Below are 21,063 nucleotides of genomic sequence, written 5' to 3'. Positions count from 1 at the left end.
AGGTCAACACGTCCCTACAGGCTCAGTTCCGGGTGCAGTCGGTCCATGGTCCACACCTGCTTGCCGCGGGCGGCGAGCGCGGTGAGGGCGAGGGCTCCGACCGTGAAGGCCACCAGGACCACGCTGCCCTGCCAGACGGGGGTGAGGTCGCCGCCGGTGATGAGGCGGCGCAGGCTCTCCACCACGTAGGACATCGGCAGGTAGGGGTGGACGGCGTTGAAGAAGCCGGGACTGGTCTGGACGGGGTAGGTTCCGCCGGCGGAGGTCAGCTGGAGCATCAGGACGGCGAGGACGAGGATCCGTCCGGCGGCGCCGAACTTGGCGTTGAGCCACTGGATGATCGCCGCGAAGCAGCCGGTGACCAGCAGCAGGAAGCCGATGGTGAGGGCCGGGTTGGCCATGTCGAGGCCGAGGTCCGGGGCCCAGTGCAGGACGGACATCAGCAGGGCGACCTGGGCGGCGCCGATGCCCATGACCGGCAGCCAGCCGGCGAGGGCGATCCGCCAGGGCGAGGCACCGGCGGACAGGGCGCGCTTGTTCATCGGGGTGATCAGCATGTAGGCGACCATCGCGCCGACCCAGAGGGACAGCGGGATGAAGTAGGGCGCGAAGCCGGTGCCGTAGTTGGGCGCCTTGTGCAGGGACTGGTTGGCGAGCTTGATCGGGTCGGCCATGACCTCGGTGCGGGCGTCCCGCTGCTGCTGGTCGTAGTCGGGGATCTTGCCCACTCCCTCGTGCAGGCCGCCGGCGAGTTCGCCGGTGCCGTCGACGAGCTTGTACATGCCGCCGTCGAGGCGGCGGGCGCCGTCGCCGAGCTTGCCGACGCCGTCGCTGAGGGCGCCGGAGCCGGTGGTGGCGGTGCCGAGGCCGGTGTGCAGTTCGGCCATGCCGGTGGCGACCTTGTGGGCGCCGGAGTTGAGGGCGTTGACCTTGGCCACGGCCGTGTCGAGGTCGGCGGCGAGGTGGGGGGCCTTGTCGGCGAGGTCGCGGGCCTTGTTCTCCAGGTCGGTCAGCTGGGTGCGCAGCTTGGACACGTCGCCGTTGGCGTTCTTGACCAGGGCGCTGACGTCACCGCTGAGTTCGGCGGCCTCCGCCATGTCGTCCCGGACCTTCTTCAGGTCGGGGCAGGAGGCGAGGTGCGGTTCGCCGCCGGGGGTGACGCAGTGCTTGGTGTAGTAGGCGTCGGCGCCGGCGGAGGCGCGCTTGGCGGCGGCCGCGGCGGCCGGGGCCTTCTCGGCGAACTTGTCGAGGTGGTTGTTGACGACCTTCGCGCTGTCGGCGACCAGTTCGGCGGTGGCGGCGAGGCTCTTGGGGTCCTTGACGAAGGGGCGGGCCTTGTCGGCCGCACCGTTGACCTTGTCGGCGAGGACCTGGGTGCCGTTCGCGACGTCCCGTGTGCCGGTCTCCAGCTTGGCGGCTCCCGCGTTGAGCTTCTTCAGGCCGCCCGCGAGTTCACCGCTCTTCTCCTCGGCGGTGTCGAGACCGTCGGCGAGCTCCTTGGCGCCCTCCTGGGCCTTGCCCGCGCCGTCCTTGAGCTTGTCGGCGCCGTCGGCGGCCTCGGCGGTCTTGTCGTGCAGGTCGGAGAAGCTCACGAAGATCTTGTCGAGGAAGCCGCGGGAGGCGTTGGTGGACGCCGCCGAGCGGACCTCGGCGAAGACGGTGCGCGAGATCGAGCCGACGATGTAGTTGTTGGCGTCGTTGGTGCGGACCTGGAGGGCTCCGGTGGTGGGGTCCTCGCCCGAGCTGGAGGCGATCTTCTCGCTGAAGTCGGCCGGCATGGTGAGGGTCAGGTAGTACGTGCCGTCCTCCAGGCCTTCGGCCGCCTTCTGCGCGCTCACCTCCCGCCAGTCGAAGGTCTTGCTGTCGCGGAGCTTCTTGGTGATCTCGCCGCCCGCGTCCAGGTGCTTGCCGTCGACGGTCGCGCCCCGGTCGGAGTTGACGAGGGCGACGGGCACCTTGTCGAGGCGGCTGTACGGGTCCCAGAAGGACCAGAGGTACAGGGCTCCGTAGAGCAGTGGCAGCAGGAGCAGTGCGACGAGGGCGGCCCGGGGCAGCTTCCCCCGCCCGAACCGCTTGAGCTCAAGCGCGGCCAGCTTCGGCGAGCGCATCGTCCGTCCCCTTCGTGTCGTCGGTGTCGTTGCCGGTGCCGGTGCCGGCTGCGGTGCCGGTGTCCGGGGCGTGCTCGGTGCCGGCGTCCTTCTCCGCGTCCGCGTCCGCGTCCGCTTCCTTCTCCGCGGCCGGTTCCTTCTCCGCGGCCGCTTCGGTGTCCTGGCCGGCCCCGGTGTCGCCCTCGGTCCCCCTGCCCCACGTGATCTTCGGGGTGTCGGCGGCCGGGCCCGCCGGCTTCCCGTCCGGTGCGCCGTCGTCGGACGTCGGGCCGGTCCGCACGACCACCGCGTCCGCGGGGGCTTCGCTGCACACCGCGACGACGGTCGTCCCCCGGGCGGCGATCGAACGCAGCAGGGCCCAGACCTCGGTGCGTTCGGTGTCCGAGAGCTTGATGTCGAGGTCGTCGAGGGCGAGCACCCGCGGGGACCCGAGCAGGGCGATGGCCACCGACAGCCTTACGGCCTCCAGGCGTTCGAGGTCCCGGACAGTGGTCCGCCCGGCCTTGGGCAGCGTGGCGAGGTCCAGTCCGGCGGCGTCGAGGGCGGCGTCGATCCGGGCGGAGGCGGCGGCGCGGCGCTCGGCGCGGGGCCGCAGCAGCGCGCGGACCGGGCCCTCGTAGTGGCGCTGGAGCAGCGCGCCCTCGCGCAGCTGCTCGGCGACGGTGAGGGACTGGTCGAGGTCGTTGACCCCGGGGACCGGGCCGAGGGCGGCGATCCGGCGGACCGCGGACATCTTCTTCGGCAGCCGGTGCCGGCCGATCTCGGCGTGGCCCTCGGTGGGTTTCATCCGCCCGGTGAGGGCAAGGAGCAGGCAGGTGCGGCCACTGCCGGAGGGGCCTACGACCGCGATGAGCGAGCCGGGGGGCGCGTCGAGGCCGATGCCCCGGAAGGCCCAGCCGCGCGGGCCCTTGAGTCCGAAGTTCTCGGCCTTGACGGCCGCGCCGTGCGGGCTGTCCACGCCGTCCCCCTTCTTTTTGAACTGACCGGTCAGTTCAAAAACTACCACTCATCGAGCACCGGGCGCGCAGGAGGGGGCAGTTGCTCTGCATATGACGGAAAAGGTGCAGGTCAGGGCGATTGTCAGTGGGGTCCGTCACGATGGGGACAACGCACCACGCATCGACAGGAGGTTCGTCATGGCCACACCGTCCCCGTCCCCTGTCCACCCCGTCCTACGGAAGTCGACGGCCCCTCCGGCCGCCCTCGACCTCCTCGCCAAGGCCCACAGCGGCCTGGCCGAGGCCGCCCGGCTGACCCGGCCCAACGAGCGCTACGCGACCGCCCACCTCTCCGCACTGCGCACGGCCGCGGCCGTGCTCGCGGCGCGCGGGCGGCCCGAGCCGGTGAACCCCCGGCGGCGGCCCCGGATCCGCAGCGCGTGGGAGGTGCTGCCGGAGCTGGCGCCGGAGCTCGCCGAGTGGAGCGCGCTCTTCGCCTCCGGCGCCGCCCGCCGGGCCAGGGCGGAGGCGGGGATACCGGACGCGGCGAGCGCCCGGGACGCGGACGACCTGCTGCGGGCGGCGTCGATGTTCCTGCGCCTGGTGGAGCGGATGCTCGCCGTCCGGGCGCCCGCCCAGAGCCCGCCCCAGGGTCCGGCGCAGACCTTGCCCCAGCCACGGCCGGAGCGTCCGGACGCGGGATGACCTGCCCGGCTGCCGAAGGCAATAGGGTGGGGCACTGACCGCTCACCCTTACCGCGCCGAGGAGCCATCAGCCGTGTCGGACACTTCCCGCCCCCGTGCCTCCCTCCGCACCGCCGTGGTGTGGGAGGTTCTCAAGGAGGCGCTCGACCGCCGGGTGAAGGCGACCGGACGGGACGTGCTGGACGTGCTCGACACCGGCGGCGGCACCGGCAAGTTCGCCGTGCCGGTGGCCCACCTGGGCCACCGGGTCACCGTGGTCGACCCCAGCCCGAACGCGCTGTTCGGGCTGGAGCGCCGGGTGGCCGAGGCAGGCGTCGCCGACCTGGTGCGCGGCGTCCAGGGCGACGCCCAGGGCCTGTTGGACGTGGTGGAGCGGGACGCCTACGACGTGGTCCTGTGCCACGGCGTCCTGGAGTACGTGGACGACCCGGCCGAGGGCGTGGCCAACGCGGTGGCGGCCCTGCGCCCCGGCGGCACGCTCAGCCTGCTGGCCGCCGGCCTCGGCGGTGCCGTGCTCGCCCGGGCGCTGGCCGGGCACTTCACGGAGGCCCGTACCGCCCTCACCGACCCGGCCGGCCGCTGGGGCTCCGGCGACCCGGTACCGCGCCGTTTCACCGCGGAGCAGCTCTCCGAGCTGGTCGGCGGGGCCGGCCTGACGGTCGGCGCGGTGCACGGCGTGCGGATCTTCGCCGACCTCGTGCCGGGCGTCCTGGTGGACACCGAGCCGGGCGCGGTGGAGGCGCTGCTGCGTCTGGAGGAGGCCGCGGCGGAGCTGCCGGCCTTCCACGCGGTGGCCACGCAACTGCACGTGCTGGGCGAGAAGCAGGTCTGATCTGCGCTCTTCCGCGCACGCAGTCCGCTGCCGACCCTCCGCTCCGCCGGTCCTCCCCGTATGATCGGGAGCAGTGACCGGCATGGCGATCGGACCATTGGGGAATAACGGCCTCAGTGACCGCTCCCGCGGCGGTACGGTTTTCACGCAGTGGTTTTACCGGCTGTGTCTTTCTGTGCTTTGTCAATTTGGAACGTGCGTTGAGGGCGGGTGTCACGGGGGCGATTCCCCGCCTATCCTGAAGGGGACCCCTGGTCGCTACCCCCGCGACCGACGGATGAGGAGGACTCCCGTGCCGCTCTCGGAGCACGAGCAGCGAATGCTCGAGCAGATGGAGCGAGCGCTGTACGCCGAAGACCCCAAGTTCGCGACAGCGCTTGAGGGAAGCGGACTGCGTACGTACACCCGGCGACGGGTCTACCAGGCAGTCGCAGGCATTGTGGTGGGTATCGCGCTCCTCATGACCGGTGTGATCATTCCGAACGTGCTCTGGATCAGCGTGGTGGGCTTCCTCGTCATGCTGGGCTGTACGGTCCTGGTGGTCACCGGTTGGCGCAAGGCACCCAAGCCCGGCGAGCAGCCCGTCTCCGGAAGTACCGGCGGTTCGGCCCGCGGCCACAACCGGCAGCGTCGGTCGATGATGAACCGCATCGAGGACCGGTGGCAGCGCCGCCGTGACGAGCAGGGGCAGTAGCCCCCGGACAGCATGAGTGAGGGGACGGCCGCCGTCGTGCGACCGTCCCCTCACCGTTCTGCGCCGACCTGCGGTCCGCCCGTGCCCCCGTACGGCATGATGATCCGATGAGTGTGCTCCCCCTGGTCTTCACCAGCGGCTGGGCCAGTGGGATCAACGCTTACGCCGTGGTCCTCCTGCTCGGCATCTTCGGCCGTACCGGCCTGACCGACGAGGTCCCCGCGTCGCTGCAGCGCACGGACGTGCTGATCGTCGCAGCCGTGCTGTTCCTCTGCGAGGCGGTCGCCGACAAGATCCCGTACGTCGACTCGATATGGGACACCGTCCACACCGTGGTCCGCCCGGTCGCGGGTGCCGTGATCGGCGCCCTGCTGGCCGGCCAGAGCGGCTCGCTCTCCGACATCACCGCCGGGGCGGTCGGCGGCACCACGGCGCTGGCCAGCCACTTCGTGAAGGCCGGCACCAGAATGGCCATCAACACCTCGCCCGAGCCGTTCACCAACGTGGGGATGAGCATCGCCGAGGACCTCGGAGTGGCGGGCCTGGTCACCTTCGCGATGTTCCACCCGCTCGCCGCGGCGATCATCGCGGGCTCCTTGCTGGTCGTCGGGCTGGCCATACTCTTCTTCCTCTGGAGCCGGATCCGCCGCTTCCTGCGCCGGCGCGCCCAGCGCCGCGAGGAGAAGCGGCTGGCCACCGAGGCCCGTGAGGTCACCGGGGCCCCACCCCGCTGACCGCGGGCGCCCGCGCGGGGTCATAGGCTCGGCCGCATGGCACGAATTGCGGTGATCGGCGCCGGCATGGGCGCGATGGCTACGGCGGCCCGGCTGGCCGTGGCGGGGCACCAGGTGACGGTGTACGAGCGGGGCGCGACCTACGGCGGGGCCGTCGGCCGGTACGAACGCGACGGCTTCGGCTTCGACACCGGGCCGGGGCTGCTGCACCTGCCGGCCGTCTACCGCGACCTCTTCGTGAAGACCGGCAAGCGGTCGCTGGAGGACTGCGTCGACATGGCGCAGGCGAACCCGGCCGTCCGGCACGTCCTGCCCGCCCACGGCATCGACGTGACCCTGCCCGGCGCCTCGCACGGAGGGGTGGCCGCCGCCCTCGACGCCGCCTTCGGGCAGGGCTCCGGCGAACGCTGGAACGGCGTGCTGGGCCGCGCCCGGGACGTCTGGGACGCCACCCGCCGCCCGCTGCTGGAGGAGCCACTGCCCACCGGTGCCCGGCAGGCCCTCGGGGGCGATCCGTATCCGGCCCTGCGGCGCAGTGGCCTGCTCCGCCGCCGTACGCCGACCCTCGCCGAGGTGGCCGGCCGGGAGCTGGGCGGTCCCCTGGCCGAAGTGCTGACCGGACTGGTCCGCGGGTACGGCCTCGACCCCGCCACGGCTCCCGGCTCGGCGGCGGTCCTCCCGTACATGGAGCAGACCTTCGGCAGCTGGTACGTGCGCGGCGGGATGCGGGCGCTGGCCACCGCCGTGTACGAGCGCTGCCTGGAGCGCAAGGTCGCCTTCGTCTTCGGGGCGGAGGTGCGCGAGGTGCTGGTCCGCGGCGGCCGGGCGGCCGGTCTGCTGCTGGCCGACGGCACCGAGGCGGCCGCGGACTCCGTCGTCTGCGGGATCGACCCGCGGCGGCTGCCGGCCGGTTCGCTCCCCCGGCCCGCCGACGCCCTGCCGGCCCGCGGCGACGACGTGCCCGGCCGGATCACTCTGCTGCTGGCGCTGCGCGGGGCGCGCCCGGCGGGGGCCGTCCACCGCACCGTCGTGCACTCCGCCGGGGCGCAGGTCACCGTCATGCGGCCGGACGATCCCGCGATGCGGCCCGACGCGGAGCACGAGGCGGTCACCGTGAGCGCCGTGCACGGTCCCGGGACCTCGGAGCCCCGGGAGCTGCTGGAACTCGCGGAGAAGGCCGTACAGGGGCTGCGGGAGCGGCTGTTGTGGCAGGAGGTGCGCACCCCGGCCGACGTCGAGGCGGCGACCGGTGCGGCGGGCGGCGCGGTGCCCCCGCCCGCCCTCGCCGGCGCGGGGGGCCGGCTGCTGTACCCGGCCAACACCACGGCCCTGCCCGGGCTGTACCTCGCGGGTGGCTGGGCCCACCCCGGCGGCGGGCTCGCGCACGCCGGGATGACCGGGGCCCTGGTGGCCGGGCTGATCGTGGAGGGCGCGGGCTTCCGCGGCTCCCAGTGACCCGGCCGGCTCAGTAGCGGTACTGCTCGTACTCCCCCTGCTGCGGGTACGGGTACTGCTGCGGCTGCTGACCGCCCTGCTCGTCCGCCGGGTAGGGCTGGCCGCCCCCGTCGGTGGACCGCTGCTGCGGGACCCAGACGCCGCCGGGCGGGGTGTCGGTGGAGTACTGCTGCTGCCCGTAGTCGGCGTACGGCGTGTAGTCGTACGGCTGGGGCGGGACGACGGCGCCCCCGGTGCCGATGTACGGGTCCGAGTAGGCGGCGTAGACCTGCTGCTGCTCGGCGCCCGGGTAGCCGCCGGAGTAGTCGTAACCGCCCTGGTCGTGCTGGTCGTAGTACGCCGCGTACTGGTGGGCGTCCTGCTCGGCCGTGGTGAACGGCGAGGCGAAGGCCGCCGTCTGGCCCACTTCCGGGGCGGGCGTGGAGAAGCTCTGGATGCCGTAGGACCCGGTGTCCTCGGGCACCGGCTCCGGGCTGTAGACGTCCTCGGCCCGGGCCGGCGCCGGCCGCTCGTCCGCGGACCCGTCGGCGTCCCCGTACTCCAGGGCGGTGACCTGCAGGGCCGGTTCGGCCGGCGCGCCGCCGGACCGGCGGCGCCTGGCCTGCCGTACGGGCTCCCCGCCGCGGCGCAGCGCCCAGCCGGCGACGAAGCCCTTGCGGAAGGAGAGCGTCACCAGGGTCTGGCCCACGGCGAAGGCGGCGGCGCCGGCGCCGATGACCGGCACCGAGGGCAGTACGACCCCGGCGACCACGCCGAGGAAGCCGGCGAAGGCGAGCAGGCGCCAGCGGAGCCGGGCCTTGTACTGCATCAGTACCTCGGCAAGCAGCCACAGCGCGACGATTCCGAACGCGATGTAGAGGACCGTCATACCCATGCAAGGCCCCTCTCGGTACGGCCGTCACAAGGGTACGGCCGGTCAGGCCCGCTGGTGCAGGCCCAGGTTCTCGTAGATCTCGAGGGTCGCCGTGGAATTGTTCAGCGTGATGAAGTGCAGTCCCGGTACACCTTCGGACAGCAGCCGCGCGCAGAACTCCGTGGCGAACTCGATGCCAATGGAGCGTACAGCGGCCGGGTCGTCCTTGACGGCGAGCATGCGTTCTTTCACGTCCGCGGGGAAGACGGCGGTGCTGAGCTGGGGCAGTCGGTCGAGCTGCTTGATGCCCACAACAGGCATGACCTCGGGGATGATCGGGGTCTCGCAGCCCGCCTTCTCGACGCTGTCGCGCAGCCGAAGATAATTCTCGGGATCGAAGAACATCTGGGTGATCGCGTAGTCCGCGCCCGCACGGCACTTGTCCACGAAGTGCCGGATGTCCGTATCCCAGTCGGTCGATCGCGGGTGCATCTCCGGGAAGGCCGCGACGCCGACGCAGAAGTCGCCGGACTCCTTGAGCAGCCGCACCAGGTCGGCGGCGTAGTGCACGCCCTCGGGGTGGGCCACCCAGTCGGCCATCGGGTCGCCCGGCGGGTCGCCGCGCAGGGCGAGCATGTTGCGGATCCCGGCGTCGGCGAACTGGCCGATGACGTGGCGCAGCTCGGCGATGGAGTGGTCCACGGCGGTGAGGTGCGCGACCGGGGTCAGCGTGGTGTCCGCGGCGATCTCCTGGGTGGCCTTGACGGTGCCGCCGCGGGTGGAGCCGCCGGCTCCGTAGGTCACGGAGACGAAGCTCGGGGATACCGCCTCGACCCTGCGGAGGGCGTTCCAGAGGTTGCGTTCGCCCTTCTCGGTCTTCGGGGCCCAGAACTCGAAGGAGTACGAGCGCCCGGACGCGAGGAGGTCGCGGACCGTGTGTGCGCGGTCCGACCAGGTGGAAGCGGTACCAGAGGCCATGTGGGCAGGTTAGACGCGGCCCGGCGCTCCCCGAAGCGGCGTCCGCCTTTTGGACATGTTTTTGGACACCTGAGCGCCCGTCTCCTGCCCGGAGGGGCTTCCGGGCCCCGGGCGGCGCGGAATGCCACCGGCGGGCGATGTCCGGGCGGACGGGACCCGGCAGGCCCCTGCGGGTGTCAGCGGATCTCAGCGGAGCGCCGGCCGAGCCGGGCGCGCACCCGCTCGGCGAGGTCCGCGGCGGCGGCGCCGGGGTCGGAGGCCTCGGTGATCGCGCGGACGACCACGACGCGGGTGGCGCCCGCGTCCAGCACCTCGTCCAGGTTGGTGGCGTCGATGCCGCCGATGGCGAACCAGGGCCGGTCCTGCCGCAGGGAGGCGGCGTGGCGGACGAGGTCCAGGCCGGGGGCGTGGCGGCCGGGCTTGGTGGGGGTGGGCCAGCAGGGCCCGGTGCAGAAGTAGTCCACGCCCGGTTCGACGGCGGCCGCGGCGACCTCGTCCTCCGCGTGGCAGGAGCGGCCGATGAGCACCCGGTCGCCGAGGACGGCGCGGGCGGCGGGGACGGGGATGTCGCCCTGTCCGAGGTGCAGCACGTCGGAGCCTATGGCGTGGGCGACGTCGGCCCGGTCGTTCACGGCGAGGAGCCGGCCGTGGCGGCGCGCGGCCTCGGCGAACACCTGGAGGTGTTCCAGTTCCTCGCCTGCCTCCATGCCCTTGTCGCGGAGCTGGACGATGTCCACGCCTGCGGCCAGGACGGCGTCGAGGAACTCGGGGAGGTCACCCTGGCGCTTGCGGGCGTCCGTGCACAGGTAGAGCCGGGCGTCGGACAGCTGCATGGGTGTACCCCCCGTGATGGAGGCGGTGTACGGGCGCGGGGCCCGTACACCGCGGTGGTGCGGCTACTGCGGATCAGGTCAGAGGGCGAGCGCCTGAGCGCGGCGCTTCACCTCCGTGCCGCGATTCTCGCTCAGCGCCTGGGCGGGGGTGCCCGGCAGGGTCGGGTCGGCGGTGAAGAGCCACTCCAGCATCTCCTCGTCGGAGAAGCCGTCGTCGCGCAGGACGGTCAGGAGGCCGACGAGGCCCTTGACCACCTTGTCCCCGTCGATGAACGGCGCCGGAACCTGCAGGGCCCGGTTCTCACCCCGGCGGACGGCGATGAGCTGCCCTTCCTTGACCATCTGGCGGACCCGCGTCACCTCGACGTTGAGCATCTCCGCGATGTCGGGGAGGTACAGCCAGTCGGGGACGAGGGAATCGATCTTTGCGTCAATCTCGGTCACGGACCAAGCCTGCCACCTCCCACCGACAGCCGGTACCCGGGCGGACCGTCCGTGGCACGCCCCCGGGCGGCCGCCTACACGGTGGCCGATTTCAGCGGGGTGCCCGGGTCGGCGATCCTCGCCGGGTCGACCGGGGCGCCCGTCTCGATCAGCTTGCGGCCCTGCGCCAGGTCCCGGGGGCGGCCGACCGCCAGGACCGCGACCAGCGCGCCGTCCCGCAGCCAGCACACCGACCAGGTCTCTCCGGCCGGGTCCCCGCGCCGGACCGTCGTGTCGGCCCCGCCGTGGTGGCCGGCGTACTGCACGAAGCGCCCGAACTGCTCGGACCAGAAGTACGGCACCGGGTCGTAGACGGCGGTCGGCTCCCCGGCCAGGACGTTCGCCGCGACCGTCCTCGGGCCCTGGAGCGCGTTGTCCCAGTGGTGCACGAGGAGCCGGGTCCCGTACCGCCCGGACGGGAAGGAGGCGCAGTCGCCGACCGCGTACACCCCGGACAGGGAGGTCATCAGGTGCGCGTCGGCGGTGACCGAGCCGTCGGCGCCGCGCTCCACGCCGGAGCCGGCCAGCCATCCGGTGGCGGGGCGGGCGCCGATCCCCACGACCACCGCGTCGGCGGGCAGGACGCGTCCGTCGGCCAGGAGGACCCGCCCCTCCTCCACGCCGGCCACGGTCGCGCCGGTGATCAGCTCGGCGCCGGCCTGCCCGTACCAGCGGGACATCGGCTCGGCGACCTCGGCGGGCAGGGCGCCCGCCAGCACCCGGTCCGCGGCCTCCACGACGGTCACCGCGCAGCCGGCCTCCCGGGCGGCGGTGGCGAACTCGGCGCCGATCCAGCCCGCGCCGACGACCACGACCCGGGAGGCGGCGGCCAGGACCGGGCGCAGCCGCGCGGCGTCGTCCAGGGTGCGCAGCAGGTGGACGCCGGGGACGCCCCCGGCGCCGGGCAGGGTCAGCGGCCGCGCGCCGGTGGCCAGCACGAGGACGTCGTACGGGACCGGTCCGGCCCCGGTGTCCAGTTCGTGGTCGGCGGCCCGCAGTCCGGTGACCTCCGTGCCGAGGCGCAGCTCGATGCGCAGGGCCTCGAAGTCGACGTCGAAGGCGGAGTCCTCGGCCTTGCCGAGCAGCACCGCCTTGGACAGCGGGGGCCGGTCGTAGGGCTGGTGGGGTTCGGCTCCCAGCAGGGTCACGGGGCCGGTGAAGCCCTGCTCGCGCAGGGCGACCGCGGTCTGTACCCCGGCCATTCCGGCGCCGACGATGACGACGCCGGGCTGATTCTGTTCCGTCTGCTCGCTCACGCGGCCACCCTAGCCATCTGACGCTCCGTCAGGAACAGGTGCCGCCTTACCCGCCGTCCGCGGCCGGGATAGTCTGGCCACCGTACCTATCGCGGGAGTCCGGCGCACCGGGCTGAGAGGGAGGCTGGCCGGCCTCCGACCGTACGAACCTGATCCGGGTCATGCCGGCGAAGGGAGGGGCTGGACGCCCATGCACTCATCTCGAAAGGGATCCGACCGCAGGTCCGACGTCCTCGTCATCGGGGGCGGGATCATCGGCCTGGTCACCGCCTGGCGGGCCGCGGAGCGCGGACTGGTCACCGTACTGGCCGACCCGGCGCCCGGTGGCGGCGCCGCACAAGTGGCGGCCGGCATGCTCGCCCCCGTCACCGAACTGCACTACGGCGAGGAAGCCCTCCTCGGCCTCGGCCTCGCCTCCGCAGAACGCTATCCGCGGTTCGCCGCCGAGCTCCGGGCCGCCTCCGGCGGCATGGACATCGGCTACCGCGCCTGCGGCACCCTCGCCGTCGCCCTCGACTCCGACGACCGCCTCCACCTGCGCGAACTGCACGCCCTCCAGCGCCGCTGCGGCCTGGAGTCCGAGTGGCTCACCGGTCGCGAGTGCCGCCGACTGGAGCCGATGCTGGCCCCCGGCGTACGCGGCGGCCTGCGCGTCGACGGCGACCACCAGGTCGACCCGCGCCGACTGGCCGCCGCCCTGCTCGCCGCCTGCGAGAACGCCGGGGTGACCCTCCACCGGGCGGGCGCCGAGCAGCTCCTGGCCACCGCGGACCGGGCCACGGGCGCCCTGCTGGACGACGGGACGGAGCTGCGCGCCGACCAGGTCGTCCTGGCCGCGGGCTCGCTCAGCGGCAGGCTGGCCGGGGTACCCGCCGAGGTGCTGCCGCCCGTACGGCCGGTCAAGGGCCAGGTGCTGCGGCTCACGGTGCCCCCCGCGTACGCGCCCTTCCTCTCGCGCACCGTACGGGCCGTCGTCCGCGGCAGCCACGTCTACCTCGTGCCCCGCGAGAGCGGGGAACTCGTCATCGGCGCCACCAGCGAGGAACTCGGCTGGGACACCACCGTCACCGCCGGCGGGGTCTACGAACTCCTGCGCGACGCCCACGAACTGGTGCCCGGCATCACCGAACTCCCGCTGACCGAGACGCGCGCGGGACTGCGCCCCGGGTCGCCCGACAACGCCCCGCTGCTGGGCCCGACCGACCTGCCCGGCCTGCACCTGGCCACCGGGCACTACCGCAACGGGGTGCTGCTGACCCCGCTCACCGGCGAGGTGATGACCGAGCTGCTGGTCACGGGCGAACTGCCCGGGATCGCCCGCCCCTTCACCCCCCGTCGCTTCTCCGCCGCACGTCAGGAGTCGTACGCATGACCATCTCCGTCAACGGCGAGCCGCGCGAGGTCGCGGCCGGCACCACGCTCGACACCGTGGTCGCCACCCTGACCGCGGCCCCCTCCGGGGTGGCCGCCGCGCTCAACGAGACCGTGGTGCCGCGCGGGCAGTGGCCGGCCACCCCCGTGGGCGAGGGCGACCGGGTGGAGATCCTCACCGCGGTCCAGGGGGGCTGACCGGCATGGCCGACGACCTCTTCACCCTGGGCGGCCGGACCTTCTCCTCCCGCCTCGTCATGGGCACGGGCGGCGCCCCCAGCCTGGACGTGCTCGAACGCGCCCTCGTCGCGTCCGGCACCGAACTCACCACCGTGGCCATGCGCCGCCTGGACCCCACCGTGCAGGGATCGGTCCTCTCCGTCCTCACCCGGCTCGGCATCTCCGTCCTGCCCAACACGGCCGGCTGCTTCACCGCGGGCGAGGCCGTCCTGACGGCCCGGCTCGCACGCGAGGCCCTCGGCACCGACTGGATCAAGCTGGAGGTGGTCGCGGACGAGCGGACCCTCCTGCCCGACGGCGTCGAACTGCTCGACGCCGCCGAGATCCTGGTCGACGAGGGCTTCACCGTCCTGCCGTACACCAACGACGACCCGGTGCTCGCGCGGAAGCTGGAGGACGCGGGCTGCGCGGCGATCATGCCGCTCGGCTCCCCCATCGGCTCGGGCATGGGCATCCGCAACCCGCACAACTTCGAGCTGATCACCGAGCGGGCCGGCGTCCCGGTGATCCTGGACGCCGGCGCCGGCACCGCCTCCGACGCCGCGCTGGCGATGGAACTGGGCTGCGCGGCGGTGATGCTCGCCTCGGCGGTGACCCGCGCGCAGGATCCGGTCCTCATGGCGTCCGCGATGCGGGACGCCGTCTCGGCGGGCCGCCTCGCCCACCGCGCGGGCCGGATCCCCCAGCGCCGCTTCGCCGAGGCCTCGTCCCCCACGGAGGGCCGGGCCGCCCTGGACCCGGAACGCCCGGCGTTCTGACCGGGCTCCCGCGGGCCGCCCGCACCCCCGGCCGTGCTGGTCACGGCGTTGCGGGCGGGCGGGCGGCCGGTGGCCCGGGGCGCGGTCCGGTGGCCGTTCACGTCACAGCTGCGCTGCAAGGCGACCCGCCCCCGACGGGGTCCCGGCGTCGGCTCGTAGAATCGGCGGGTGGATACGACCTTGGAAGACCCCCTCGTCGGGCGTGTGCTCGACGGCCGCTACCGCATCGATGCCCGCATCGCGGCCGGCGGCATGGCCACGGTCTACCGGGCCGTCGACACCCGCCTGGACCGGATCCTCGCCCTGAAGGTGATGCATCCGGCGCTCGCGTCCGACGCCGCCTTCGTCGACCGGTTCATCCGCGAGGCGAAGTCCGTGGCGCGGCTCGCGCACCCCAACGTGGTCGCGGTGTTCGACCAGGGCACGGACGGACCGTACGTCTACCTGGCGATGGAGTACGTCTCCGGCTGCACCCTGCGCGACGTACTGCGCGAGCGCGGTGCGCTGCAGCCGCGGGCGGCCCTCGACATCCTCGAACCCGTCCTCGCCGCGCTCGGCGCCGCCCACCGGGCCGGCTTCGTGCACCGTGACATGAAGCCCGAGAACGTGCTGATCGGTGACGACGGCCGGGTCAAGGTCGCCGACTTCGGGCTGGTCCGGTCGGTGGACTCGGTGACCAACACCACCGGATCGGTCCTCGGCACCGTCTCCTACCTGGCCCCGGAGCAGATCGAGAACGGGGTCGCCGACACCCGCGCGGACGTCTACGCCTGCGGTGTCGTCCTCTACGAGATACTCACCGGCTCCAAGCCCCACCTCGGTGCCACCGCCGCGCAGGTGCTCTACCAGCACCTGCACGAGGACGTGCCGCCGCCGTCCGCCGTGGTTCCCGGGCTGTCCGTCGGGCTCGACGGGCTCGTCGCGACCGCCACCGCCCGCAACCCCGAACTGCGGCCCTACGACGCCGCCGCCCTGTTCGGCCTCGCCCGCGAGGCCCGCGCCCGGCTCACCGACGCCGAGCTGGACGCCGTACCGCCGCAGGCGCACGCCGTGGAACGGTCGTCCGCCGAGGACCGCACCGGCGTGATCCCGCGGCCGGTGGCCGCACAGCCCGTGAACCTCACCTCCCGGCTGGAGTCCCCGCCGCTGGATCCGCCCGCACCGCCCGGGCGCCGCTCGGCGCCCGCCGCACGGCCGCGCCGCGGCGTGCTGCTGGTGGTCGTCGGCGTCCTGCTCGCGCTGGGGATCGGTACGGGCGTCTGGTACATCAACTCCGGCCAGTTCACCAAGGTCCCGAACCTCCTCGGCAAGACCGAGGAGCAGGCCCGCGCCCAGCTGTCCGGGGCCGGACTCGGTGTGAAGGGCGTCGACCGGAAGTTCAGCGACGCCTTCGAGCGCGGGACGGTGATGGACACCGATCCCCCGGGCGGCCGGCGGATCCGCGGCAACGGCGCGGTGACCATCACGATCTCCCGCGGCCCCGAGGTCGTGTCCGTGCCCAACCTCAAGGGCAGGCCCCTGGAGGAGGCCAAGGCGGAGCTGGCCAAGACCGGGCTGGCCCCCGGGATCGTCACGCAGGCCTTCAGCCAGGAGGTCGCCCAGGGCTCGGTGATCAGCACCAACCCGGCGGGCGGCGAGAAGCGGGCCCCCGACACGGCGGTCGCGATCGTCGTCAGCAAGGGCCGGCCGGTGCCGGTGCCGGGCGTGACCGGGCTGCCCTTCGAGCAGGCGAAGGCCACGCTGGAGGGTCTGGGTCTGAAGGTCGTCGCGGCTCCCGAGCAGGTCAACGCGCCGTCGGACCCCGGTACGGTCGCCAACCAGTCCGTCGGCGCCGGCACCCAGGCCGCTGCCGGGGACACGATCACGCTGACCGTGTCCAAGGGCCCGCGCCAGCTCCCGGTACCGAACGTGGTCGGGCAGGACGTGGACACGGCCCGCAGGACCCTGGAGGCCGCCGGCTTCAAGGTGAAGGTCGACCGGCCGCTGATCTCCTTCAGCAGGACCGTCGCCGCGCAGTCGGTGCTGCCCGGGCAGACCGCCGCCGAGGGCCTCACCATCACCATCACGATCAAGGGGCTGTAGGGGCACGTGGTACGCAATCCGGTGGGCGGGCACGTCCCCGTCGCGGGCGGTCTCGCCTCGGTCGGGCTGACGTACGCCCGGGAGATGGGTGCCGAGGCCGTCCAGGTCTTCGTCGCCAACCCGCGCGGCTGGGCGACGCCGGTCGGGAGTCCGGCGCAGGACGAGCGGTTCCGCGAGGGGTGTGCGCGGGAGGGCATTCCCGCGTACGTCCACGCGCCGTACCTGATCAACTTCGGTTCGCACAACGGGGCCACGGTGGAGAAGTCGGTGGAGTCCCTGCGCCACTCGCTGCGCCGGGCCCGGCAGATCGGCGCGCTCGGGGTGGTCGTCCACACCGGCTCGGCGACCGGGGGCCGCCCGCGGGAGGCGGCGTACGCGCAGGTCAGGGAGCACATGCTGCCGCTGCTGGAGGAGCTGACGCACGACGACGACCCGTTCCTGCTGCTGGAGTCGACGGCCGGACAGGGTTCCTCCCTGTGCTCGCGGACGTGGGACTTCGGGCCGTACTTCGACGCGCTGGACCACCATCCGAAGCTGGGGATCTGCCTGGACACCTGCCACGTCTTCGCGGCCGGTCACGACCTGGCGGAGCCGGGCGGGACGAAGGTGATGCTGGACCTGCTGGTGGACACCGTGGGCGAGGGCCGGCTGAAGCTGGTCCACGCGAACGACTCCAAGGAGGGCGTGGGCGCGCACAAGGACCGGCATGCGAACGTCGGCCAGGGCCACATCGGCCGGGACGCCTTCGCCGAGCTGTTCACGCACCCGGCGATGGACGGCGTTCCGCTGATCATCGAGACGCCCGGTGGCAAGGAAGGGCATGCGGCGGACGTGGCGCTGCTGAAGGAGCTGCGCGGCCCGCAGTGATCCACTGATCCTTGAGGAATACCCCAGGGGGGTATACGGTTCGGTCATATCGACGGAACCGCTACCCGGCTTTCCCATCAGGGGGTTGTCATGGAGCACTCGCACGAAGAACACGACCACCAGCACCGCGGTCACGCCGTGGGCGCGGCCGGCGGCGCCGGCGGGGTCAGCTGGGCCATGGCCGCCCGGGCCACCCTCCACTGCCTCACCGGGTGCGCCGTCGGCGAGGTGCTCGGCATGGTCATCGGTACCGCGCTGGGGTGGGGGAACGTCGCGACGATGATCCTGGCGATCGTCCTCGCTTTCTTCTTCGGCTACGCGCTCACCCTGCGCGGGATCCTCGCCGCGGGCGTCGGCCTGCGTAGAGCCGTCCGGGTGGCCCTGGCCGCGGACACCCTCTCGATCGCCGTCATGGAGCTGATCGACAACGGGGTCATCGCGCTGTGGCCGGGAGCCATGGACGCGCACCTGTCGGACGCGAAGTTCTGGATCGTCCTGGTGATCGCGCTCGCGGCCGCGTTCGTGATCACGACCCCGGTCAACAAGTGGATGATCGGCCGCGGCAAGGGCCACGCGGTGGTCCACCAGTACCACCATTGAGCGACGGCCCCGGGGGGCACCGCAGCCCCTACAGCTCGGGGCCGTCCCCCGGCTCCTCCTGGTAGGAGTAGCGCTGCTCGCGCCAGGGGTCGCCGATGTTGTGGTAGCCGCGCTCCTCCCAGAAGCCGCGGCGGTCGGCCGTCATGTACTCGATGCCGCGGACCCACTTGGGGCCCTTCCAGGCGTAGAGGTGCGGGACCACGAGACGGACCGGGAAACCGTGCTCCGCGGTGAGCAGCTCGCCGCCCTCGTGGGTGGCGAAGACGGTCCGGTCGGAGGCGAAGTCGGCCAGCCGCAGGTTGGAACTGAAGCCGTACTCGGCCCACACCATCACGTGCGTGACCTGCGGCGCGGGCGGGGCCAGGGCGAGCAGGTCGCGGGCGAGCACACCGCCCCATTCGGCGCCCTGCATGCTGAACTTCGTGACGCAGTGCAGGTCCGCCACGACGGTCGCGAACGGCAGGGCCGTGAACTCCTCGTGGTTCCAGCAGTGCTTGTCGCCGTCGGCGGTCGCGCCGAAGACGCGGAACTCCCAGCGGTCCGGCTTGAACTTGGGCACGGGACCGTAGTGGGTGACGGGCCAGCCCTTCTGCAGCCGCTGCCCCGGTGGAAGCTCCAGCTGCTCTGCTCCCGGAGATTCCCGGCTTTCCGGCTGACCCATGACTCCATGGTGACAGACTGGGCAGGGTGGTCATGACCAGGTCCGGGCCGATTCGGGCAAGTCACGGCAACTCCCACTAAGGAGGCACTTACTGGACGACCCCCAGTGGCGGTGCAAGGATGCGCGCAACTGCCCCGTCACATAGCTGACATTGCCTGGAAGGAGCCTCTGCGATGCAGGGCGACCCCGAGGTCCTTGAGTTTCTGAACGAGCAGCTGACCGGCGAGCTGACGGCCATCAACCAGTACTGGCTGCACTACCGCATCCAGGACAACAAGGGCTGGACCAAGCTCGCCAAGTACACGCGTGAAGAATCCATCGACGAGATGAAGCACGCGGACAAGATCACAGAGCGCATCCTGATGCTCGACGGTCTGCCCAACTACCAGCGTCTCTTCCACGTGCGCGTCGGGCAGACGATCACCGAGATGTTCCAGGCGGACCGCCAGGTAGAGGTCGAGGCCATCGACCGGCTGAAGCGGGGCATCGAAGTCATGCGCGGCAAGGGCGACATCACGTCGGCCCGTCTTTTCGAGGAGATCCTGGAGGACGAGGAGCACCACATCGACTACCTCGACACCCAGCTGGAGCTCATCGAGACCCTGGGCGAGGCGCTCTACATCGCGCAGCTCGTCGAGCAGCCGAGCTGATCATGGTACGGACACCGGAACCCGGCCCCGCCTGCTCCTAGGCCGCTTCCGCCAGCGCGGGCGAGCGTGCCGCATCGGTGTCGGCGGCCAGCACGGACACCGCGTCGCCCTTCTCCAGCAGCTCCCTGCGCGGGCAGGCGCCGCGGCCGAGGATGCCCTGGATGGTGCGCACGCAGGAACCGCAGTCGGTGCCGGCCTTGGTGGCCGAGGCGATCTGGCGGGGCGTGCAGGCCCCGGCAGCCGCGTGTTCCTTGACCTGCTTGTCGGTGATCCCGAAGCAAGAGCAGACGTACACGCGGTTCACCTCCTGGCGCTGTGTGGTGCGGCGAGCCCTCCCGTATTCGGTGAGGCTTACCTAACCGTACCCAAAGTTAGGGTGGCCTAAAAGCCCCGGGTACGACAGTGGGGCGCGGATCACATCGATCCGCGCCCCACCGTCGTAGGAACGCACCTACTGATCGCGGCGACTAGTCGCGGTAGAGCTCCGCGACCAGGAAGGCCAGGTCCAGCGACTGGCTGCGGTTGAGCCGCGGGTCGCAGGCCGTCTCGTAGCGCTGGTGCAGGTCGTCGACGAAGATCTCGTCGCCGCCGCCCACGCACTCGGTGACGTCGTCACCGGTGAGCTCGACGTGGATGCCGCCCGGGTGGGTACCGAGGCCCTTGTGGACCTCGAAGAAGCCCTTGACCTCGTCGAGGACGTCGTCGAAGCGGCGCGTCTTGTGGCCCGAGGCCGCCTCGAAGGTGTTGCCGTGCATCGGGTCGGTGACCCAGCCGACGATCGCGCCGGAGGCGGTGACCTTCTCGACCAGCTCGGGGAGCCTGTCGCGGACCTTGTCGGCGCCCATGCGGACGACGAAGGTCAGCCGGCCCGGCTCGCGCTCGGGGTCCAGGCGGTCGATGTAGGTCAGCGCCTCGTCCACCGTGGTGGTCGGGCCGAGCTTGATGCCGATCGGGTTGGCGATCTGCGAGCAGAACTCGATGTGCGCGTGGTCCAGCTGGCGGGTGCGCTCACCGATCCAGACCATGTGGCCGGAGGTGTCGTACAGCTTGCCGGTGCGCGAGTCGGTGCGCGTCAGCGCGCCCTCGTAGTCGAGCAGCAGCGCCTCGTGGGAGGCGTAGAACTCGACGGCCTTGAACTCGGCAGGGTCGGTACCACAGGCCTTCATGAAGCTCAGCGCGTTGTCGATCTCCCGCGCCAGCTGCTCGTACCGCTGACCGGACGGGGAGGACTTCACGAAGTCCTGGTTCCAGGCGTGGACCTGGCGCAGGTCGGCGTAGCCACCGGTGGTGAAGGCGCGCACCAGGTTGAGCGTGGAGGCGGAGGCGTTGTACATCCGCTTCAGCCGCTCGGGGTCCGGGACGCGGGCCTCTTCGGTGAAGGCGAAGCCGTTGACGGAGTCGCCGCGGTACGTCGGCAGGGTGACGCCGTCGCGGGTCTCGGTGTCCTTCGAGCGCGGCTTGGAGTACTGGCCGGCGATGCGGCCGACCTTGACGACGGGCACGGAGGCCGCGTACGTCAGGACGGCACTCATCTGGAGCAGCGTCTTCAGCTTGGCTCGGATGTGGTCGGCGGAGACGCCGTCGAAGGCCTCGGCGCAGTCGCCGCCCTGGAGCAGGAACGCCTCGCCCTTGGCGACGGCTCCCAGACGGGCGCGCAGCTGGTCACACTCACCCGCGAAAACGAGGGGAGGATACGACTCGAGGTCCGCGACGACAGCGCGCAGAGCCTCGGCATCGGGGTACGAAGGCTGCTGCGCCGCGGGAAGGTCTCGCCAGGTCGCCTTGGTGGCGGGGGCTTGGGTTTCAGCGTTCACGGTCACCTCGTACACATTACGGCGTTGTGCGGGGCTTCCGGCCCCCCGCCCACAACGTGAGACGGATTTCTCGAAGGCCGTGGACCCCCGGCGGAACGGAATCCATGGTTCAGTGCGCGCCCCGGGACCGATCCGGCTCCTGGGCCGCCGG

Annotated in this window: 22 protein-coding genes and 1 riboswitch; of the genes, 12 read left to right on the top strand and 10 right to left on the bottom strand. The window is 72.4% G+C overall.

Going from position 1 to position 21,063, the window contains the following annotated elements; all coding sequences use genetic code 11:
- Positions 1–14: 14 nt before the first annotated feature.
- Together AC2RP6_RS28150 and AC2RP6_RS28145 are read right to left on the bottom strand one after the other, a co-directional pair.
- The gene (locus AC2RP6_RS28150) at positions 15–2,108 is read right to left on the bottom strand and encodes a YhgE/Pip family protein (RefSeq protein ID WP_486448715.1); all 2,094 of its coding nucleotides are present in this window, start codon (positions 2,106–2,108) and stop codon (positions 15–17) included.
- Positions 2,080–3,066, bottom strand: coding sequence for an ATP-binding cassette domain-containing protein (locus AC2RP6_RS28145; protein WP_486448714.1), 987 nt, complete (start codon positions 3,064–3,066; stop codon positions 2,080–2,082). The genes AC2RP6_RS28150 and AC2RP6_RS28145 overlap by 29 nt, the downstream gene beginning before the upstream one ends.
- 178 nt (positions 3,067–3,244) lie before the next feature.
- On the opposite strand from AC2RP6_RS28145, the gene AC2RP6_RS28140 reads away from it, so the two are divergent.
- The 5 genes from AC2RP6_RS28140 (at position 3,245) to AC2RP6_RS28120 (ending at position 7,466) form a co-directional block, all read left to right on the top strand.
- Positions 3,245–3,751: an SAV_6107 family HEPN domain-containing protein gene (locus AC2RP6_RS28140; protein WP_486448713.1), complete on the top strand. Its 507-nt coding sequence runs from the start codon at positions 3,245–3,247 to the stop codon at positions 3,749–3,751.
- Between the two features lie 73 nt (positions 3,752–3,824).
- Positions 3,825–4,583, top strand: coding sequence for a methyltransferase (locus tag AC2RP6_RS28135; RefSeq protein WP_486448712.1), 759 nt, complete (start codon positions 3,825–3,827; stop codon positions 4,581–4,583).
- Positions 4,584–4,875: 292 nt separating this feature from the next.
- Positions 4,876–5,277 (top strand): DUF3040 domain-containing protein, encoded by a 402-nt coding sequence (locus AC2RP6_RS28130; protein ID WP_030663992.1) that lies wholly within the window; start codon positions 4,876–4,878, stop codon positions 5,275–5,277.
- Between the two features lie 107 nt (positions 5,278–5,384).
- Positions 5,385–6,011 (top strand): DUF4126 domain-containing protein, encoded by a 627-nt coding sequence (locus AC2RP6_RS28125; RefSeq protein ID WP_486448711.1) that lies wholly within the window; start codon positions 5,385–5,387, stop codon positions 6,009–6,011.
- Positions 6,012–6,047: 36 nt separating this feature from the next.
- A complete protein-coding gene (locus AC2RP6_RS28120) occupies positions 6,048–7,466 on the top strand; it encodes a phytoene desaturase family protein (RefSeq protein ID WP_486448710.1) in 1,419 nt (472 codons plus the stop codon).
- 10 nt (positions 7,467–7,476) lie between these two features.
- Here the strand turns inward: AC2RP6_RS28120 and AC2RP6_RS28115 are convergent, their stop codons facing one another.
- From AC2RP6_RS28115 to AC2RP6_RS28095, 5 genes are all read right to left on the bottom strand, one after another.
- Positions 7,477–8,340 carry a hypothetical protein gene (locus AC2RP6_RS28115; protein ID WP_486448709.1) on the bottom strand — a complete coding sequence of 288 codons (864 nt, stop codon included), beginning with the start codon at positions 8,338–8,340 and terminating at the stop codon, positions 7,477–7,479.
- Between the two features lie 42 nt (positions 8,341–8,382).
- A complete protein-coding gene (gene metF / locus AC2RP6_RS28110) occupies positions 8,383–9,297 on the bottom strand; it encodes a methylenetetrahydrofolate reductase [NAD(P)H] (protein WP_030832763.1) in 915 nt (304 codons plus the stop codon).
- A 176-nt stretch (positions 9,298–9,473) separates the two neighbouring features.
- The gene (gene thiE, locus AC2RP6_RS28105; protein WP_486448708.1) at positions 9,474–10,130 is read right to left on the bottom strand and encodes a thiamine phosphate synthase; all 657 of its coding nucleotides are present in this window, start codon (positions 10,128–10,130) and stop codon (positions 9,474–9,476) included.
- Between the two features lie 78 nt (positions 10,131–10,208).
- Positions 10,209–10,574, bottom strand: a complete 366-nt coding sequence (locus tag AC2RP6_RS28100; protein ID WP_392577359.1) for an Rv2175c family DNA-binding protein — start codon at positions 10,572–10,574, stop codon at positions 10,209–10,211.
- 74 nt (positions 10,575–10,648) lie between these two features.
- Positions 10,649–11,869 carry an NAD(P)/FAD-dependent oxidoreductase gene (locus AC2RP6_RS28095; protein WP_486448707.1) on the bottom strand — a complete coding sequence of 407 codons (1,221 nt, stop codon included), beginning with the start codon at positions 11,867–11,869 and terminating at the stop codon, positions 10,649–10,651.
- 81 nt (positions 11,870–11,950) lie between these two features.
- Positions 11,951–12,062: riboswitch (TPP riboswitch) on the top strand.
- Here AC2RP6_RS28095 and thiO point away from each other — a divergent pair.
- The 6 genes from thiO (at position 12,060) to AC2RP6_RS28065 (ending at position 17,787) form a co-directional block, all read left to right on the top strand.
- Positions 12,060–13,241, top strand: coding sequence for a glycine oxidase ThiO (gene thiO, locus AC2RP6_RS28090; RefSeq protein WP_486448706.1), 1,182 nt, complete (start codon positions 12,060–12,062; stop codon positions 13,239–13,241). (Overlaps the previous riboswitch by 3 nt.)
- Complete coding sequence (gene thiS / locus AC2RP6_RS28085) at positions 13,238–13,438, top strand: sulfur carrier protein ThiS (RefSeq protein ID WP_468137332.1); 201 nt, start codon at positions 13,238–13,240, stop codon at positions 13,436–13,438. The genes thiO and thiS overlap by 4 nt, the downstream gene beginning before the upstream one ends.
- 5 nt (positions 13,439–13,443) lie before the next feature.
- Positions 13,444–14,238, top strand: coding sequence for a thiazole synthase (locus tag AC2RP6_RS28080; protein ID WP_486448705.1), 795 nt, complete (start codon positions 13,444–13,446; stop codon positions 14,236–14,238).
- A gap of 168 nt (positions 14,239–14,406) precedes the next feature.
- On the top strand, positions 14,407–16,320 hold the full coding sequence (gene pknB / locus AC2RP6_RS28075; RefSeq protein WP_486448704.1) for a Stk1 family PASTA domain-containing Ser/Thr kinase: 1,914 nt from the start codon (positions 14,407–14,409) through the stop codon (positions 16,318–16,320).
- Between the two features lie 6 nt (positions 16,321–16,326).
- Positions 16,327–17,187, top strand: a complete 861-nt coding sequence (locus AC2RP6_RS28070) for a deoxyribonuclease IV (protein ID WP_486448703.1) — start codon at positions 16,327–16,329, stop codon at positions 17,185–17,187.
- Positions 17,188–17,277: 90 nt separating this feature from the next.
- Positions 17,278–17,787: a DUF4396 domain-containing protein gene (locus AC2RP6_RS28065; protein ID WP_486448702.1), complete on the top strand. Its 510-nt coding sequence runs from the start codon at positions 17,278–17,280 to the stop codon at positions 17,785–17,787.
- A gap of 28 nt (positions 17,788–17,815) precedes the next feature.
- On the opposite strand, the gene AC2RP6_RS28060 is transcribed toward AC2RP6_RS28065, so the two are convergent.
- Positions 17,816–18,448, bottom strand: a complete 633-nt coding sequence (locus tag AC2RP6_RS28060; protein ID WP_486448701.1) for a sulfite oxidase-like oxidoreductase — start codon at positions 18,446–18,448, stop codon at positions 17,816–17,818.
- A gap of 173 nt (positions 18,449–18,621) precedes the next feature.
- Between AC2RP6_RS28060 and bfr the strand changes: the two genes are divergently transcribed.
- Positions 18,622–19,098 carry a bacterioferritin gene (gene bfr, locus AC2RP6_RS28055; RefSeq protein WP_486448700.1) on the top strand — a complete coding sequence of 159 codons (477 nt, stop codon included), beginning with the start codon at positions 18,622–18,624 and terminating at the stop codon, positions 19,096–19,098.
- Positions 19,099–19,135: 37 nt separating this feature from the next.
- Here bfr and AC2RP6_RS28050 read toward each other — a convergent pair whose 3' ends face one another.
- Both AC2RP6_RS28050 and AC2RP6_RS28045 read right to left on the bottom strand, forming a co-directional pair.
- Positions 19,136–19,393 carry a (2Fe-2S)-binding protein gene (locus tag AC2RP6_RS28050; protein WP_486448699.1) on the bottom strand — a complete coding sequence of 86 codons (258 nt, stop codon included), beginning with the start codon at positions 19,391–19,393 and terminating at the stop codon, positions 19,136–19,138.
- A 172-nt stretch (positions 19,394–19,565) separates the two neighbouring features.
- Positions 19,566–20,927 carry a class II 3-deoxy-7-phosphoheptulonate synthase gene (locus AC2RP6_RS28045; RefSeq protein WP_486448698.1) on the bottom strand — a complete coding sequence of 454 codons (1,362 nt, stop codon included), beginning with the start codon at positions 20,925–20,927 and terminating at the stop codon, positions 19,566–19,568.
- Between the last annotated feature and the right edge of the window lie 136 nt (positions 20,928–21,063).

Source organism: Streptomyces sp. WAC03905, from assembly GCF_057371075.1.
Note: the sequence above shows the minus strand (reverse complement) of the source record. Positions and strands in the feature narration are given on the sequence as shown.

What these genes read in the sequence shown, in the direction of transcription:
- AC2RP6_RS28065 (WP_486448702.1), top strand. Translation starts at nt 17,278, where the DNA reads ATGGAGCACTCGCACGAAGAACACGACCACCAGCACCGCGGTCACGCC.
- thiO (WP_486448706.1), top strand. Translation starts at nt 12,060, where the DNA reads ATGCACTCATCTCGAAAGGGATCCGACCGCAGGTCCGACGTCCTCGTC.
- AC2RP6_RS28125 (WP_486448711.1), top strand. Translation starts at nt 5,385, where the DNA reads ATGAGTGTGCTCCCCCTGGTCTTCACCAGCGGCTGGGCCAGTGGGATC.
- thiE (WP_486448708.1), bottom strand. Translation starts at nt 10,130, where the DNA reads ATGCAGCTGTCCGACGCCCGGCTCTACCTGTGCACGGACGCCCGCAAG.
- AC2RP6_RS28115 (WP_486448709.1), bottom strand. Translation starts at nt 8,340, where the DNA reads ATGGGTATGACGGTCCTCTACATCGCGTTCGGAATCGTCGCGCTGTGG.
- metF (WP_030832763.1), bottom strand. Translation starts at nt 9,297, where the DNA reads ATGGCCTCTGGTACCGCTTCCACCTGGTCGGACCGCGCACACACGGTC.
- AC2RP6_RS28120 (WP_486448710.1), top strand. Translation starts at nt 6,048, where the DNA reads ATGGCACGAATTGCGGTGATCGGCGCCGGCATGGGCGCGATGGCTACG.
- bfr (WP_486448700.1), top strand. Translation starts at nt 18,622, where the DNA reads ATGCAGGGCGACCCCGAGGTCCTTGAGTTTCTGAACGAGCAGCTGACC.
- AC2RP6_RS28080 (WP_486448705.1), top strand. Translation starts at nt 13,444, where the DNA reads ATGGCCGACGACCTCTTCACCCTGGGCGGCCGGACCTTCTCCTCCCGC.
- AC2RP6_RS28060 (WP_486448701.1), bottom strand. Translation starts at nt 18,448, where the DNA reads ATGGGTCAGCCGGAAAGCCGGGAATCTCCGGGAGCAGAGCAGCTGGAG.
- thiS (WP_468137332.1), top strand. Translation starts at nt 13,238, where the DNA reads ATGACCATCTCCGTCAACGGCGAGCCGCGCGAGGTCGCGGCCGGCACC.
- AC2RP6_RS28140 (WP_486448713.1), top strand. Translation starts at nt 3,245, where the DNA reads ATGGCCACACCGTCCCCGTCCCCTGTCCACCCCGTCCTACGGAAGTCG.
- AC2RP6_RS28150 (WP_486448715.1), bottom strand. Translation starts at nt 2,108, where the DNA reads ATGCGCTCGCCGAAGCTGGCCGCGCTTGAGCTCAAGCGGTTCGGGCGG.